Origin of the sequence: uncultured Phascolarctobacterium sp., assembly GCF_958349595.1 — a bacterium.
In the GTDB taxonomy this organism is placed as follows: Bacteria; Bacillota; Negativicutes; order Acidaminococcales; family Acidaminococcaceae; genus Phascolarctobacterium.
Window position 1 is genome coordinate 337,625 of the sequence record NZ_CATWDQ010000001.1, and the last position, 17,423, is coordinate 355,047.

Genomic DNA, 17,423 nt, shown 5'->3' on the forward strand with positions numbered 1-17,423 from the left:
CGCTTTACTTTTACAATAACCCCACAGGTATATACCAGTTTTTAGCATCGACAGGCAGTAAATCACTCGCCAGGCAAATAACACCGCCGTTACCGATTATCATTGGTCTTTCACCTTCTGTAACCGGTTTCAAAATTTCAAACTTTTTGATTTCACGAGCAGGCTGGGCACTTTTACGAATTGCCAGCGGATATACACATCCATCTGTCTCAATCAGCAATTCGATTTCTTTTGTATTAAAATCACGGAAATAACTGAGCGGCGGCACCTGACCGCAGTTAATAAAGCTTTTATAAATCTCGTTCACTACCCAGGTCTCAAAAAAATTAGACGCCATCGCTCCCGCTTCCAAAGTCGCCGCACTGCTCCAGCGCAGCAAATAAGCAGCAAGTCCCGTATCAGTAAAATAAAGCTTCGGCGCTTTGACAGCATACTTTAAATTAGGATGTGCAAACGGTTCCAGAAAATACACCAGCCCTGCGGCAGCCAAAACCTTTAACCACTGCTTGGCTGTCGGCGGCGTAATCTCCACCTCTTTAGCCAAAGCTGCATAATTTAGCATACTGCCAGTATAGCTGGCAGCGGCACATAAAAACCTGTAAAATTGCAATTCATCATTTACCTGTGCCAGCTCTTTCACATCACGCTGCAAAAAAGTCTGCACATAAGACGAATAATAGCAATTCCAATCCTGCTCAGAAGCATTATTCAAAGCAGGCATACTGCCCTGCCAGATCCGCTCAAACAGATCGCTCATCGGCAGCAGTAGCGAATCCTGAGCCCGATGCAGCAAAAATTCAGTTTCCGGCACAAATGTCGCAGCAGGACGGGCAAGCAATTCACCATAACTCAAACCCAATAAATTAACGACGGCAATCCTGCCGGTCAGACTTTCACTGACTCCGTTCATCAGCTCAAAGGCCTGCGACCCGGTCAGCCAAAAATCACCGTTCCTACCCTGTTCATCAACATACATTTTTATATACGGCAATAGCTTCGGCGCCATCTGGATCTCGTCGATCAAAAGCGGCGGCTTATAACGCTGCAGAAAGAGCGCCGGCTCTGTCATCGCCAGGCTGCGCACGTTGATGTCGTCCATAGTCACATAAGTGCGTTCAGCCGTAGCAAGCCTGCGCAGTAAAGTAGTCTTGCCTACCTGCCGCGGCCCCGTAACCAGCAGCACCTTAAAACAACTGCTCAGCTTTTCGATTGTCGTCTCCAAATGACGTTTGATATACATCGTAAATTCTTCCTTTATTCAAAATCAGTATCTTTCCTAATACTTACGTCCACTTTCACAACACTTAATACGTTCAATGTAAAACTACAAAAATTTCATGCCAAATTTATCCCTGGCAACTTTGCGCAGATAGGCCATTTCCTCACGCTTCCTGAAAATAACTATCCACACCACATTAGTAATAACTAAACATAAAACCACACCAAGTACAAAGTTAACGATGGTAACTTCACTGAACAACTTACTATACAGCCACTTGCTGAAAACAGCTATCAGCAAAGTCACAGCGGTATATTTAAAATAATCCTTAAAATAGTCTTTCAGTTTGATCTCAATACTGTTTCTGAATAAAACATACGGCTCCACCCAAAAACAAGTCAGCAAGGTACTGATGATGCCGCCCCAGATAACGCCAATAATGCCGTAATGAATAGTAAGATACACAGAAGCAACAAGATTTATTATTGCTTCTGCCAGCGGCTTATAACGGTCATTCCAATATAAACCGCTGGCATCTTTAAAAGTACTCACAGCTTTACGCATATACATCAAATAAAAATTCACTATTAAACAATCCACAATAATACTCTCAAACAAAAAACGTTTGCCTAACCACAGTTCTATAAGTGGATTGAAAAGCACATAAAAACCACAGCTGACAATCATCGCCTGCCAGGCAACAGTAAACTCCATAACCTGAAAAATTTTATTTTTCTTATCTCCACTTTCCAAGGCAAGCAGATTACCAATACTTGCCGTTATTGAAGCGAAAAACTGACTGGCAAAGCTGTTGACTGCACTGATAACCAGATAATAATTACTGTATAAGCCTACAGCCGCCAGTCCAACGAATTTGGATAAAATCAGATTAGAGGTTGAAAAGACTGCCATGCCACCTATTTTATGCGCGACCATAGCCTTAACATTTTTGATAATAGTATTCTTAATGCCGCTATCCAATTTTTTCACTTCTTTATCTTGCAAAAAAGGATAAACCTGGTCAGCTTTTTTAGCTACCGCAAAATTTTCACCAATTGTTACGAGTAGCATCAAAACAATATATAGCCAATAACTTGGATATACAAGCAACACAACAATTTGCAGTACTGCCAGCACAATCTGACCACAGCTTTGATAAATACTGTTAATATACTGCTTTTGATCGGCAATCAATAAATTACGTTTATATGAATAAAAATAACTAACACCAGTATTCAGCAAAAAAATTATATAGAACCATTGTATATCAGCAACAGCATTTCCTTTGATAAACCAGTCCAACCACGGCAGTGCACAAATGCCGGCAACGATAATAAAAATGCCAATGACGGTATACGCTTTTTGGAACAGCTTCATCAAAGCATTCACGGTTGCTGTATCATTTTCCGCCAGCGGCTTATACAAACTATAAACAATCGCCGGGCCAACGCCTAACTCTGCTAACGATAACATGGCCAGCAAATTAGTAAATAAACCATTTATGCCTAAATACTCTATGGGCAGCGAGCGAACAAAAACAAGACGCACCACAAACTTCAGCAGGTTATTTATTACATATGCAATTGTAGAATATTTGATATTTTTACTTGCCTGTTCTATGCGCATTTATCTTGCTTAACTCCAACATCACTAAAGCACATTGCATACCCTAACCCCAATAACAGCCAGTAACAATATGTAAGATTCAAATTATCACCTATACCAGATATCAAAACACCAATGAAAGCGATACTAAAAAATATGTAATTATATTTTTCTCCAGATAAAAGCATTGGATATTTCTTTATTCTTCTATATAAATTCAAAATTAGAAATATTGATGGCATAAAAAATAAAAAAAGTCCTGCAACACCATTTTCTGCAAATCGTACAGTGTATTCTCCTAATCGCGGAAAGCCTGATCGCAATACGCCTTTTTCGCTTTGATTCGTTAGCCACATTTTTACTTCACTATTATTTTTACCCATCTCAGGTAAATAATGCGGTATATAGGCATTTCTTAAATTACCACCCACTCCTAAAACAGGATTGTCCAAACCAATTTTTAAGTCTGCTAAAATAATAGAATATCTTGCACCATTACTTCTCTTATTATTACTTGCTAAGGAAGTAAAGTTTTCTGAAAAATATTTATCTGTTTGTTCAAGCAAGTCAGAAGCAGCAGTAATATTTGAGATTATCATACAATTATTTATAAAATAGTTAGCACCCCAAAAAGCAAGTATAGAACAGATCATAATTGTAAAAGTACGCTTAAAGAAAAGCTTTTCTCGCAGATAAATCGTAAAAATTATTAATAAAAAAAGTTCTCCAGCAAATAACGCAACGGCAGTTCGCGCTTTAGTTAGAAAAATAAAGAAACTTAATAAGATAAAAACTATACAATATAAATATTTAGACTTGTCTGTTCTAATTTTAGTAAAACTATTCCATAAAAATGGCATTGCAAAGGCACTATATATTCCCAAATATGAAGGTTCTGCAAAAACAGAACGTAATTGACCCCTCCATAGAAGCGGCGGCCACCATGTTCCATCATTTTTAACAGAATGGAAATATGGTGTAAGAACCACAAGCAAATTTTTAGCATTTTCATTTCCTGCAAGATAAAACATTTCTATTATACTATAAACAGAAATTACAACTAAACATGTAAAAATACTTTTAGCAATAATTTTTACAGCAGTTTCCCAGTTATTATAGTACCAACAAAAAATCATATAAGCACCGCCAAAACACCAAAATGTTTCTAAAAAAACACCTTTTACTTGACGAGCTATCATCCACGCACCCAAAGCAAATTTTTGATCAACAACTATACCGTGGCTTGCAAAAAAAGCAAGTACGTGAGGGAGTTTTTCTATTTGACCAATAGGGCCGTTGAGCACCAGGTCATAATAAGGATAAGTGTATAATCCAACTATCAACGACAGCATCGCTGCTACAATATATAAACTACAAAATTTAAGAAACCTATTAAAATAAACTAACACATTTCTATATTTATAATGGCAATATCCCGTATAAATAAATCCAACTATCAAAGGATAAAATACTAATTTATTTCCTATAGGTCCCCCCCAGAAATTCATTTGTATTATTTTGGGTATGTTATTGAAAATCAGAAAAAAACAAATTAAAAAAAATAATATATTTTTATAGTTATTTTTCATATCTATATTCCAATCAAAATTTTAAAATTTATTTTTTACTCAAATATTTTATATAGTAGTATGTAAATGATGGTAGATACCATTTATTTTTTATAGTCATTAAAATAAAATAATGCTTTACTTTGCATTCATCTTCATATTCGTAATCAATGTATTCATTTACTTTTTTACATAATTCTTTATATTCATAATACTTTTTACAGATAGATCTATTTGTTTTATCTCCAAAAAACATTCTAACTATATCTACTATTCTAGTAGTCATAATAAAGTATCTTCCTGCTATTTTCCTCTCTTCTAACCATTGTCTTAAAAAAGATAGCGCTCTAAATTCATCACTCCACCTTTTTTCAGAAAATATTTCAGCTGCGCTACCTCTACCATAATGATAATAATGATATAAAACGTCTAGAGAAACGTAGAATAGTTTAATAAAAGAATAATATTGCAAATTAAACAAATAATCTTCAACATTATTATACGATTCGTCAAACTTTAGCTCATTACTTTTTATTATATTAGTTTTATAAATTTTAGCAGAAGGTGCAGCTGTTATAAGAAATAAATTTTCTCTGTAAAATTTTATAAAATCCTTGTTTATATTTCCTTGAAACTCTTTTTCCACTCCTATGCTTATTTCTTCTCTCGATTTAACATATATACTTTTTATGCCACAAAATACAATATCCACTTTATGTTTTAGTAACTCAGTATATAAAATTTCTACATATCTTTCGTTAACAATATCATCTGCATCTACAAATAAAATATATTTACCTTCAACATTATAAATACCGATATTTCGTGCAGAACTTACTCCACCATTGTCTTTATGTATAACTTTTATTCTACGATCTTCTTTAGCATATTCATCGCAAATACTTCCACTTCCATCAGTGCTTCCATCATCGACTAAAATTATTTCTAAATTTTTATATGTTTGACCAACTATAGAATCTAAACACTTTCTTAAATAAGCAGCAACATTATACACAGGAACAATAACACTTATTAAATCATTATTTTCTTTATTATCAATATTCATAAGCTTTCATCCCTTTTGGCCAATATAATAGCTTTTTACAGCTTCTATCGCCATTTCTGCAGTAATATCATCTATACACTTATAAATACCATCTTTAATAACTTTTTTATCACATTCTACTTTTTCTATACATTTATGTTTAATAAAATTGCATAATGCACACTTGGGTTTATCTGTTCTTATATCTATCGGTTTTGCGCACACTTCAACATCATCACTATAGGGTAAAAATCTTCCATAATTCCAAAAACCTGCTATAACAAAACTTTTCGTTCTTAACATAGAAGCCAAATGTATATAACCACTATCATTTCCAAAAACAAATTCTGCATTACGCAAAACTTCGACCCATTCAGCAAAAGATGTTTTTGTTGTCAAATCAATAACTCTGTTTTTCATTTTTATCATATTATAAAGTTCCGAATTAGCCACTTCATCATCTTTAGTTCCAACTAAGCAAATTGTTAAATCTGTATTTTCTAAAATAAAATTTGCTACAGCTGCAAATTTTTCTATATTCCAACTTCTATAGGGATAATCATGACCTTGGGCTATCCCAGCACTGAGGATACAATAATTATCTTCAATTTTGATTGTTTGAACCAATATAGGAATCTTATATTCTTCATATTTATTAACAAACAAATCCTTATTTACACATTTCAAGAAAAAATTTAAAATATTTTTATAAACAAGTAACTTATGCGTTAATAATTGTGTTGAGTAATTAGTTTTTATCAAATTAATATTTTTAAGTAGTAATCTAAGAATAAAATCTTTAGATAAGTATTTTTTTGTAATTTGATCTTCACTAAAAACTATTCCACCATATTCAAGTCCAATAATTAAAGCCTTAGTATAGGAACTTAAATTATCAAACGAAATTATATAACAATAATATCTACTATTAAGTTTCAAATAATTATCTTTAAATATAGAAAAATTACTTCTGTTTTCAAATGAAAAATCTACTTCGACTAATTCTATATCAAACGTACTCTTTATATTTTCGAGAAAATTACAAGTAATTTTACTTCCAGCAATATATAATTTATAGTCACTTTGATCTTTCATAACTCTACTTAAATGATACAAAACGTTGATCTGTAATACAGCATCGCCAATTCCTGGAAGTTCAAGAATAATTAAAATATTTTTATGTTTATCTTTTTTAAACTTATTTTTTGACTTAAAATGCCATAATATACCTTGTAGAACTATCAATATTTTATTTTTACTTGCCATACTCATATTTACAAATTCTCCACTATTTTAAACTTGATAAATATTAATAACTTCTTTGACACCATCATTTATTGAGTATTTTGCCTTCCAAGAAAGCCTGTTTATTTTTTTAGTATCCAATATTGCATTACTTGCTTTGGAATATCCAGTTTGCTCAATTTCATCTGCAATTTCAAAACTTACATCAACACCAACATGATCGGCTATCATTTTAGCTAAATCTTTTAATTTTATATTTGATTTTTGATCTGCAACGTTATATGCTTCTCCCATTATTCCAAATTCTAGTAAATGCAAAAGTGCAGTAACCGCATCTCCAACATATAAGTAAGAAAAATATTGCTCGCCTGGGCTTTTTAAAACAATATTTTCTTTTTTAATGGCTTTTTTTAAAAATTGCGATAAAGCTTTACTATCGTCCAGCTTTATAGTTGGTCCATAAATTCTACATAACCTGGGAATAACTATATCTAAATCATACTCTTTAATAAAAGCCTGGCATAAAGCTTCACCTGCTCTTTTACCTTCGTTGTAACATGCTCTTAACGAATTACAATCAATATAACCACAATCTTCTTCTTTATAGCCTGTTATATTATTTTCCATCTGTCCGTAAATCTCTACACTTGACAAAAAGAGCAATCTTTTATTCAAAAAATCTTTTGCATAATTAAGTAAATTATATGTGCCATGAATATTAGTCATTAATGTTTCGATAGGTTTTTCGGCATAGGCCAGTGGATGTGTATTACTTGCTAAGTGCAATAAATAATCGACTTTTTCCTGATAATTAAAGCCATTATTTATGTCTGCGATTATATATCTGAAATTTCTATTACAAAGATATTCCTCAAATCTTTCTTTCACAGAAGCTTCACTACGTGCAACTGCTACTATTCCAATATTTTTGTTTTGTCTTTTATTTACATACATCAACATATCAATCAGGTAGCTTCCTATCAAACCAGTAGCACCAACAATCAAAATTTTTTTATTAGAATATATATCCCAATTTATATCCTCCGAGAATACTTCCAGAGATTTTTGATAAATTTTATTTTGACTAAACATGTTTTTCCTCTTTTATAAGTGCTTTAAAAATGTCTAAATCATCCAGTGTCGTAATTTTAAGATTCTTTTCTGATCCTAAGGAAAAATAAATTTCTTCACCCAATAAATTCATTAACACACATGTTGCAGCTGTATTTTCAATCTTTCTTTTTTCAGCTTCTTCATGTGCCCACAACAATTTCCTAAAAGAATATGTATGTGGAGTTTGTGTACGAAAAAGCTCATTTCTGGGTATACTAACATCTGAACTTTGACTATTTGTACTTTTAAAAATAGCTTCTACACATGGAATAGCTGCAACAGCAGAGCCATATTTATTGTATGTAGCTAAACTGTCTGTAATTATATCTTGTGTAATCAAAGGTCTGTTACCATCATGAATAACAATACTGCTATTTAAATCAATTCTTTCTTCTTCTAATTTTTTTAAACAATTAAAAATTGATTCTTGCCCAGTTTTACCTCCAACAACGACCCATTTCATTTTTGTAATATTAAACTGTTTCGCATACGCCCATAATATGTCTTCCCAACGTTCTAAAACAGCAACTATTATTGCATCTATATTAGGATTATTTTGAAAAGCTTCAAGCGTATAGACAATTATTGGTTTATTATCTACATGCAGAAATTGTTTTGGTATTTCCTGCTGCATTCTGCTGCCAATACCACCTGCTGTTAATAATGCAATGTTCATATCTCGTTCTCTTCTTTCCAATAGGCTTTAAAATCATGATGTGATATTCTTTTATCCAAGGGAGGAAGTTCCATGTATTTTCCATATAATCTTTTTAAATAATAATCATAATCACTAGGTGCCCAAAATTTAACCCCCTCAAATTCAACTTGAACTTTCCTTTCATAAACCTTTTTAGGCATTCTTTCTTTAGTGAAGTGTGGTCCAGATACTAAAATAGCTACATAATCATGATTATAAAAAGATTCTTTGCTTGCGATTCTATTTAATATTAATGCCCATGTACTGGGGTTAGTTTTTCCAATTGTTGCTACCATGAAAAATTTTATGAACGTTCGAAAATATTTACGCCAGGCAAAAAAACCAGATTCCCTATCTTCATATCTGCTAGAAACGGTATATTTTAATATAGTTGATAAATGAAATGCAATTAAAAGTTGCTGAATACAAAATATCCCATATTGTAAAAATTTATTATCTGGCAATCCATCTATTGGAAATATATCAATAAAAACACTTTCTTCTAAATTTTTGCGCAAATTACTTTCTAATTTAGTGTTAATATTATTTATTCTGGCATATCTATTATATGAACTTTCATTCACAATAATAGAATCAATTTCATAGATATCACTTTTGTATGTTTTCAATGCCTTATTGTAATCTTCTCGTGGCATCATGATATCTATATCATCATCCCATGGTATAAAGCCCTTATGCCTAACTGCTCCTAATAAACTTCCACCAGATAAATAATATGTAAAATTGTTATCATCACAGAATTTTGCAAAATCAATTAACATATTCAACTCTATTTTTTTCATTTCATCAAGGCTTATTTTTTTCATAAATCTAATCCTCTAAACTTCCTTCGCAAGAACTTAATACCTTTATCAAACCAGTCTACTTTTTCTAAAAACACAATATCGATTTCTTTTGTATTCAACACCTGTTTTTCTAACCACACGTTAAACAAACGCTCACTTAAAAAGCCGAATACTCTTGCCTCATACTGATTATAATTACTTATATCTATCCGTTTTTCCAGTTCAAACAAAATATCAAATAACCACTGACTGTATTCATCAAACTTTTCTTTTTTCATTACGAACATATTGAAAATATGTAATTTGGTTCTTCCCATAACCTTACTAAACGCTTCACTGTATTCCGGGTAAAATTCTGCTACTATTTGCTCTGTCAGCGCCAGATCATTTTTGTTATGTGCATGCTCATATTGGCTGCGCACTGTTTCTATAAAATAATTTCGTTTCTTCGGTAAAATAACGTCATACTGTTTTAAGAGTTTTTCATAATCTTCCTTCTGCAGTATCGCCAGTTTCTTCTTTTCTGTATCACCGCTGCTTGTCGTATGTGCAAAATAGCGCCTATAATGGCACAGGCCGATATGATCACAAGTTAAATTCTTCCACGCCCAATAAAGGCCTGTAAGTTCACAGTAATTAGCATTTTTTTCAGAAATATTATCGCCAGTATCATCTCCCACGTAGCCTAAATCTGCTTTACCTGCTATGCCTACGTGAACGGGTACATAGACATCATCTTCAGGCATCCAGTATTTTTTATGGGTAGCGACAAGTATTTTTATATTCATAAGTTTTTTATAACTCCCACTTTTTTCAATCCTTTGATTGGTGCAAAAGGTAGATTTAAAAATTCATTTTGCGCACAATATTTGCCTATAATTATTGGTATAAAAATTCCAAATATCATCCCTACTAAAAGATATAACGGTAAATTTATAATCTCCAGCATTTTGAATATTATTCGACTGCCCGCAGTAATAAAGCTATGAATAACATATATTTGCAACGAATATACTCCAAACATTTTTAAAATATTTGATTCATAAACGATCTTCCAATTATAAAAAATGTAAAAACAAACTATGCTTCCTGCACTGGCTACGATTATAGAGTTTATCGACAATATCGATGTTGTAAAATTCACTTTATATAGATACAATATACAGTTAACAATACAAATTGCTACACATATGATAAAATTCTTATTTTGAATACGGTTGTGCAAATTCATTGTGCATAAGTGCCCCCCCAATGCAAAGAAATACATATAGTAAACACTTGTACTTATAATTCCTAAATCTATACTGTAATGCTTTATGATAAATCCAAGTATTCCTGTAATACATAAAAGAGAAAGTTTAATTTTAGGAACTCCTATTTTTGAAAATACTAAATATAAACATGCCAGTACATAAAGATACCAATACGGTACCATTGGCACATAAAATATTTTTAACAAATCATCAAAATTAAGGGGCTTATTAACATGGCTTGCTAAGACAATTTTAAAACACCATTGAAAAACACTCCAGAATAAATATAAAAGTACTATATCCCAAAATTTTATCTTATACTTTTTGTAAGTTTTAGAAAGATAAAATGCAAATCCACTAATGCAGAAAAACAGTGGCATATGAAATGAATATATAAAATCATATGCGATCTTTAAAAGCACATTGTATGATGGAAAGATATTTGCACCCAGGTAACCATCAATACAATGCCCAAGCACTACTGTAAAAATAGCAAATCCTCGGAGCGAATCTAACCAAACTAACCGTTCACTCATTTTCTAATTCCTTTTCTACAAGCTTTAAAGCACTGTCTATTACTGCATCCATATCATAATATTTGTATTCACCCAAACGTCCGCCAAAAATGACTTTACTTTCCTTTTCTGTCAGCACATTATATTCTGCATATAATTTGCCGTTCTTTTCATCATTTACAGGATAGTATGGTTCATCGCCTACATTCCATTCACTGCTGTATTCACGGCTGATAACAGTTTTTGGTAGATCATTACCGTTTTTATTTTTACCAAATTCAAACCATTTATGCTCTATGATCCGTGTCCAGGGTGTTTCATTATCTGTATAGTTCACTGCAGCATTCCCCTGAAAGTTCACTTTATTCAAAATCTCATTCTCAAATCTGACAGAGCGATATTCCAACGCTCCCAGCTTATAGTCAAAATAAGCATCTATCGGTCCGGTATATACTACTTTTGTGGCAACTTGATCTAATTCAGCTTTATTTTCTAAATAATCCACATTAAGCTGTACTTCTATATCCTGCAGCATATTTACTACCATATTGGTATAGCCACCAATGGGGATTCCCTGATACAGAGCATTAAAATAGTTATTATCAAATGTCAGGCGTACCGGCAGTCTCTTGATAATAAACGCCGGCAATTCATTACACGGCCTGCCCCATTGCTTTTCGGTGTAGCCTTTGATCAATTTTTCATAAATATCGGTACCAACAAGTGAAATTGCCTGCTCTTCTAAATTTTGCGGTTCTTTTATACCTGCTTTACTTTTCTGTTCTTCTATCTTGGATGCTGCTTCTTCGGGCGTTACCACGCCCCACATTTTATTAAAGGTATACATATTAAAAGGCAGCGAATACAATTCGCCATGATAGTTTGCTACCGGGGAATTTGTAAAACGATTAAACTCCGCAAACTGATTAACATACTCCCAGACATGTTTTAAATTAGTATGGAAAATATGCGCACCATACATATGCACGTTTATGCCTTCTATTTCCTGCGTATAAACATTACCTGCAATGTTCGGTCTTTTATCTACAACAAGTACCTTCTTGCCTTGTCTCTTAGCTTCACATGCAAAAACGCTGCCAAACAAACCACTGCCAACTACCAGATAATCATACATAACCACTTTTACCAACTTTCTGATCTTTTAATATGCACCTTTTCGAAGCAGCACTACTTTAAATGTTTTAAACAGCATCACTATATCGATCCAAACGCTCCAGTTACGCACATACCAGCTGTCGAGCAGCACTCGTTCCTGGTAATCTATATCGCTGCGGCCGCTGACCTGCCACATACCGGTGATTCCTGGCTTGACCATTAAATAGTCGTTGACATATTCTCCGTAACGCTTCAGTTCTTCCTGGATTACAGGTCTTGGCCCTACCAGGCTCATTTCGCCTTTCAGGACGTTGAATATCTGCGGCAGTTCATCCAAACTTGTTTTGCGCAAAAATGCTCCCGATTTGGTGATCCTGGGATCATTTTTCAGTTTAAAATCTCGTTCCCATTCTGCTTTTGCTTCCGGGTCATTTTTTAGTAATTCTTCCAGCCTTGCTTTAGCATTTACACACATACTGCGGAATTTATAACAGGGAAACGCTTTGCCGTTCTTGCCAATGCGCGTATGTTTGAATATTACGGGCCCCGGAGAATCTTTATAGATCCAGATCGCTATAAAAAGCAAGATCGGCGATATTGCTAAAGTACCAACTAACGTCAACACAAAATCGAACATTGTTTTTAAATACCTGTTCCACGGCCTTGCCAGATTATTTTTTAGCCGCAGTAACATCAATTTTTCATTAAAAAGACTTTCTACTTCGATCCCACCCATTGGTATACCAACAAGATTAGGGATAATGCCCATATTTTTTACCAGCGGCTGCACTTTATAGATCAGCTGCGTTAATTTTTCCTGTTCCATTCCTGGTGCGGCAATAAAAATATGCTGTACACCTGTCTTCTCAATAACTGCTTCTGCCTCTGCAAACTTACCTAAAACAGTGAACCGTTTCAAAATACCCGCTTTAACACAATTATCCTCCAGTAAGCCGATGACCTTATAACCCATACCGGCATCATTGATAATTCCCTGTACTAGTAATTCAGCCGTCTTGCCGGCGCCAATAATAAGTACGGGTATCTGCAGCAACTGCAGTTTAGCTAAAGTCTTTTTAGTAAGATAACGGAAAAAAGTTAAATAAAGAAAGCTTAATGCCCCTAAAAGCACTATAAACAACCTCGACGTAGAGGCAGCTATTTGGCCTACATATAAAATGATGATAATCGCAACAATGGCGTATAGCGAGGCATAGAAGATTTTTTCGATCACCTGCCAAAATTGCATGCGGCGATTATAAAGCTGTTCTACATTAATAAAAAGCAAATATAAAAATGGAAAAACTACCCAGAAATTCAGCCATGATATATGTAATATTCCACCGTCACTCACCAGCCAGTTACGTAAAACAAAAGCACTTTGTTCAGCCAAAACTATCGCCAGATAGTCAATAACAAACAGAAGTGCAGACAAAAAATAATTTGTATATTTATCGTATTGAGGTATTTTAAATTTCGTTTGGTTCATTTTTACATTTTATCCTTAAAATACTTTTTTGTTTCAAATAATTTCAATTAGAATTATACCACACGAGTCCCCCCCCCGCAAGACATTTACAAATAAATGAATCAAACTTTTTCCGGTCTTGCTGTTACTTTTGCATCGCTCTCTACGCGATCGCGATGCTTAGCTGACGCGATACCAGTTCGCAAAACCCCGACGGACATAAAAAAACAACGTCGCTTTCAGCGACGTTGTTTTAATTTACGTTCGTTAAAATATTTTATTGATTTTTAATATTTTTCCAGCAAATAAATATCACCAAGTTCTGTGATCTCATTCAAATGTTGAAGTTTATTCTGATCTTTTAAACGGCGCAGTTCCAAACCACGCACCAAAATATATTTTGTATCGGGAGCATTTAAAGCCGCTGCCAAATCATTACTTTTAGGTCTCACTTCCAAGCCAGGCTCACCTGTATAATACATAAATCCCGGTCTTAAAAACTTATCCACATAAACTGGTTTCTGCTGATCACACCTGTCCTGATAAACTTTGGCGATCTCTTTAACACTAAACCGGTTAGCTACCATTGGCAGAAGGAATGAAAATGCGATCACCATCGTCAAAACACCGGTAACTACATGCAGCCAGGCAGCAAAACTGATATCCCGATAATACCAAAGTGCCCAAACGATACTCACCCCTAAAATAAAGGTCACTGTGCCTAGCACTATACCGCCAAAAGCAACTTCAGGCAGTTGCTGACCACCGATGACCCACCCTACTGTCAACAGCAAAAACATTATTCCGCTGCCCAAAATCCAGGACCAGCGGATACCATAATTTTCTTTTTGCATTCTGGCAATATTCCAACCGATCATGATCGCCAGCGCCGGAAACATAGGTAAAATATAGGAAACCAGTTTCGTCTTGGATACAGTAAAAAATATCAGTACAAAAAGCCACCAGATATTCACGAACAGCATTTTCCCCAGATCATCAGACCGGCTGTCTGCGATCGATGCTTTGACAGACTGCAGCAGTAAGCCCGTCCAGGGAAATAGTCCCAGCACTATAACAGGGAAATAGTACCACCATAAAACTCTGGTAGGATGCTCGGGCGTTGTAAATCGGGTCAGATTATGAAAGCCTAAAAAGGTATCGATAAATTCCATACCATGCACTTGATACATTAAATAGTACCACGGTGCGGCAATCAAAAAATATAATAACAGGCCCCGCACACAGTGCATTTTTAAAATAAGGCGCCACTGTCCGGTGCAGAGAATATGCAGAAAGATTATCGCACCCGGAAAAACTATGCCGATCGGGCCCTTGGTTACTGTAGCCAAAGCCATACACACATACATCAGCCAGTATTTTTTATGCAAATAACATAATAAAGCTCCGGTCAGAAAAAACACCAGTGTCGTATCTGTCACTGCCGCTTTGCCAAGATAAAAAAACTGTACAGAGGTCGCTAAAACAAGGGCTGACCAAAAGCCGGCTTTTTCGTTAAAAAGCCTGGTCACCGAACAATACAGCATTATTACCGTCAAAAAAGCCATCACTGCCGCAGGAAAACGTGCGGCAAACTCGCTGTCGCCGAAAATATGCATCGAACCAGCCACAAGCCAGTAATACATAGGCGGTTTATCGAACCAATATTCATTATAAATGCGCGGTGAAAGATAATCATTAAATTGAATCATCTCCCGCGCAGTTTCAGCATAGACAGGTTCATCCGGATCGAGCAGCGGTATACTGCCCAGACCGAAGAAGATATTGAAGGCAACTATGATTGCTAAAACGAGCAGGCTTCCCTTCTCGATTCTATTCATTACTCTCCTGCTTTCCCCTGTTTACATAATCATGGTAGGTTTTTTGGATACCTTCTTTTAACTGCATCTGCGGCGTTACGCCAAGTATCGTCTTCAGACGTGCATTAGACAAGGCCGAACGAAAAATATCGCCCTGACGTGCGGCTGCATAATGAACTTCTATCTTATCCGCAGCTACTTCGGCAAATGCTTCCAGCAGCTGATTAACTGATGTTTCATATTCTGTCGCCACATTGATAGTTTGATAGCCTGTAGCCAATAAGCCTGCTTTAAGCGCAGCGGCAACGTCCCCGGCATAAACAAAATCCCGGGTCTGTTCGCCGTTACCATAAACCGTAACCGCTTTGCCGGCAGCCAGAAGCTTGCAGAAAATGCTGACTACGCCACCTTCTCCGCCCTCGCCCTGACGTTCGCCATAAACATTGGCAAAGCGAAAAACAACTGTATTGATACCATAAAGCTCGTGATAAACACGCAAGTAATGTTCTGACGTCATTTTGGTGATCCCATAAAACGACATTGGCATTAAAGCAAATTCTTCCTGTAAAGGCACGCTTTCATTATTGCCGTATACTGCCGCACTGGAGGCAAATAAAACTGTTTTGACCTGGTACTTACGGCAATTTTCCAACACATTGATCAAGCCTGCTAAATTGATTTCGCAATCTTCATCAGGGTGTTCGATAGAATAAGGCACCATTGTCTGCGCGGCCAAATGTACGACTGCGTCAAAGCGTTCGGCCTTGAATAACGCCTCGATTTCCTGCGAGCGTATATCCGCGACGACAAGTTTCATCCCCTGAGGGACGTTTTCTCTGAAACCGCTTGAAAGATTATCTAAAACTACGACTTCATAATTTTTATCATTATGTAACAGCTCCAATAAATGCGAACCGATAAAGCCAGCACCGCCGGTAACTAAAAGTTTCATTCCTGATCTTCACCCTTCTTAAGATTTTTCATAGATAGAACATTCGCACCAAAGGCACGTATAGAAACGACTGCCCCTAACAAAAAGGGCAGATATTCGGCTGTAAAGCGCCACAAAACTGCCATGATACCGACAAGGCCGCCTGGCAGCAGTTCGGAAAACAGGACTACAAAGCCTGCCTCGGCGACACCGGAACCGCCCGGTGTAGGTGAAAAGTACAGCACCAGATTCAGCAGCACCATACGCCCCATGACCTGCAGCCACTCAAATTTAATATTCATACCCATAAAAAACATTGGTACAGTAGCATAAATACACAATAAACTGAGTCCTGATTCGATAAAAGCCCGCATTACCTTCAAGGGACTTTTTCCCATAATAAAAGAGGCCTGTTTAAATTCTTTATACCAGATAAAACACTTACGCCTGAAATCACGCGAGAAATTATTCGTCAGCCCAATGATCCAAAACTCCGGGTATCTGGTACGCATCAGCAATACTGCCGCAACCGGCAGAGAAACAAACAAAACTGATACTATGGTAATAACGCTGGTCGGCATCCAGTCAACCAAAGCATGATCGCTGTGCAGTACAAAGGGTACTAATAAAATCAGAAAAGTAATCGACATGATCGTGCGCACAAAAACAACGACCGTTGCCTTTGCCACCGGCACGCCCGCCTTACGCATGAACATGATCTGGGCCACAGCTCCGCCGCTGGCCCCCGGAGTTACCAGCGCCAGAAAATAGTTGCTCAAAACGACGTTTATCACTTGCCTGATAGTCAGCTTTTCATCGGTCACTTCCGCCAGGGTCATCAACCGCAAGCCGTCAAAGACAAGGCCCAATCCTAAAATGCCAAAAGCCGCAGCAATACACCACGGTTCAAACATTGTCAGATATTCCAACGCTCTTATATCAAATGTAAAATAAATAACTGCCGCAGAAATAACAATAACAAAAACAAACATCCATAGCAATCTGCGGATCAATTTTCTGTGCAT

The 17,423-nt window shown here is 35.7% G+C and carries 15 protein-coding genes; all 15 read right to left on the reverse strand.

Features of this window, described 5'->3' with window-relative positions; translation table 11 throughout:
- Positions 1-10: 10 nt before the first annotated feature.
- A complete protein-coding gene (locus Q4G98_RS01470) occupies positions 11-1,240 on the reverse strand; it encodes an ATP-binding protein (protein ID WP_298564869.1) in 1,230 nt (409 codons plus the stop codon).
- Between the two features lie 84 nt (positions 1,241-1,324).
- The gene (locus Q4G98_RS01475) at positions 1,325-2,845 is read right to left on the reverse strand and encodes a lipopolysaccharide biosynthesis protein (RefSeq protein WP_298564866.1); all 1,521 of its coding nucleotides are present in this window, start codon (positions 2,843-2,845) and stop codon (positions 1,325-1,327) included.
- Positions 2,836-4,413 (reverse strand): O-antigen ligase, encoded by a 1,578-nt coding sequence (locus Q4G98_RS01480; protein ID WP_298564864.1) that lies wholly within the window; start codon positions 4,411-4,413, stop codon positions 2,836-2,838. Before Q4G98_RS01480 ends, Q4G98_RS01475 begins: the two co-directional genes overlap by 10 nt.
- A 28-nt stretch (positions 4,414-4,441) precedes the next feature.
- Complete coding sequence (locus tag Q4G98_RS01485; RefSeq protein WP_298564861.1) at positions 4,442-5,458, reverse strand: glycosyltransferase family 2 protein; 1,017 nt, start codon at positions 5,456-5,458, stop codon at positions 4,442-4,444.
- A 6-nt stretch (positions 5,459-5,464) separates the two neighbouring features.
- Positions 5,465-6,709: a glycosyltransferase family 9 protein gene (locus tag Q4G98_RS01490; protein ID WP_298564858.1), complete on the reverse strand. Its 1,245-nt coding sequence runs from the start codon at positions 6,707-6,709 to the stop codon at positions 5,465-5,467.
- Between the two features lie 21 nt (positions 6,710-6,730).
- A complete protein-coding gene (locus Q4G98_RS01495; protein ID WP_298564855.1) occupies positions 6,731-7,774 on the reverse strand; it encodes an NAD(P)-dependent oxidoreductase in 1,044 nt (347 codons plus the stop codon).
- Positions 7,767-8,471, reverse strand: coding sequence for a 2-C-methyl-D-erythritol 4-phosphate cytidylyltransferase (locus Q4G98_RS01500; RefSeq protein WP_298564852.1), 705 nt, complete (start codon positions 8,469-8,471; stop codon positions 7,767-7,769). The genes Q4G98_RS01495 and Q4G98_RS01500 overlap by 8 nt, the downstream gene beginning before the upstream one ends.
- A complete protein-coding gene (locus Q4G98_RS01505; RefSeq protein ID WP_298564850.1) occupies positions 8,468-9,319 on the reverse strand; it encodes a phosphorylcholine transferase LicD in 852 nt (283 codons plus the stop codon). The genes Q4G98_RS01500 and Q4G98_RS01505 overlap by 4 nt, the downstream gene beginning before the upstream one ends.
- Positions 9,316-10,086, reverse strand: coding sequence for a DUF4422 domain-containing protein (locus Q4G98_RS01510; protein WP_298564848.1), 771 nt, complete (start codon positions 10,084-10,086; stop codon positions 9,316-9,318). Before Q4G98_RS01510 ends, Q4G98_RS01505 begins: the two co-directional genes overlap by 4 nt.
- Positions 10,083-11,087 (reverse strand): acyltransferase family protein, encoded by a 1,005-nt coding sequence (locus tag Q4G98_RS01515; protein WP_298564845.1) that lies wholly within the window; start codon positions 11,085-11,087, stop codon positions 10,083-10,085. Before Q4G98_RS01515 ends, Q4G98_RS01510 begins: the two co-directional genes overlap by 4 nt.
- Entirely contained in the window at positions 11,080-12,201 is a 1,122-nt protein-coding gene (glf, locus tag Q4G98_RS01520; protein ID WP_366917007.1) for a UDP-galactopyranose mutase, read from the reverse strand. The genes Q4G98_RS01515 and glf overlap by 8 nt, the downstream gene beginning before the upstream one ends.
- A 27-nt stretch (positions 12,202-12,228) precedes the next feature.
- Complete coding sequence (wbaP, locus tag Q4G98_RS01525) at positions 12,229-13,671, reverse strand: undecaprenyl-phosphate galactose phosphotransferase WbaP (RefSeq protein WP_298564843.1); 1,443 nt, start codon at positions 13,669-13,671, stop codon at positions 12,229-12,231.
- Between the two features lie 266 nt (positions 13,672-13,937).
- Positions 13,938-15,488, reverse strand: coding sequence for a glycosyltransferase family 39 protein (locus tag Q4G98_RS01530; protein ID WP_298564841.1), 1,551 nt, complete (start codon positions 15,486-15,488; stop codon positions 13,938-13,940).
- Entirely contained in the window at positions 15,481-16,419 is a 939-nt protein-coding gene (locus tag Q4G98_RS01535; RefSeq protein WP_177561334.1) for an NAD-dependent epimerase/dehydratase family protein, read from the reverse strand. The genes Q4G98_RS01530 and Q4G98_RS01535 overlap by 8 nt, the downstream gene beginning before the upstream one ends.
- Positions 16,416-17,423, reverse strand: coding sequence for a lysylphosphatidylglycerol synthase transmembrane domain-containing protein (locus Q4G98_RS01540; protein ID WP_298564836.1), 1,008 nt, complete (start codon positions 17,421-17,423; stop codon positions 16,416-16,418). Before Q4G98_RS01540 ends, Q4G98_RS01535 begins: the two co-directional genes overlap by 4 nt.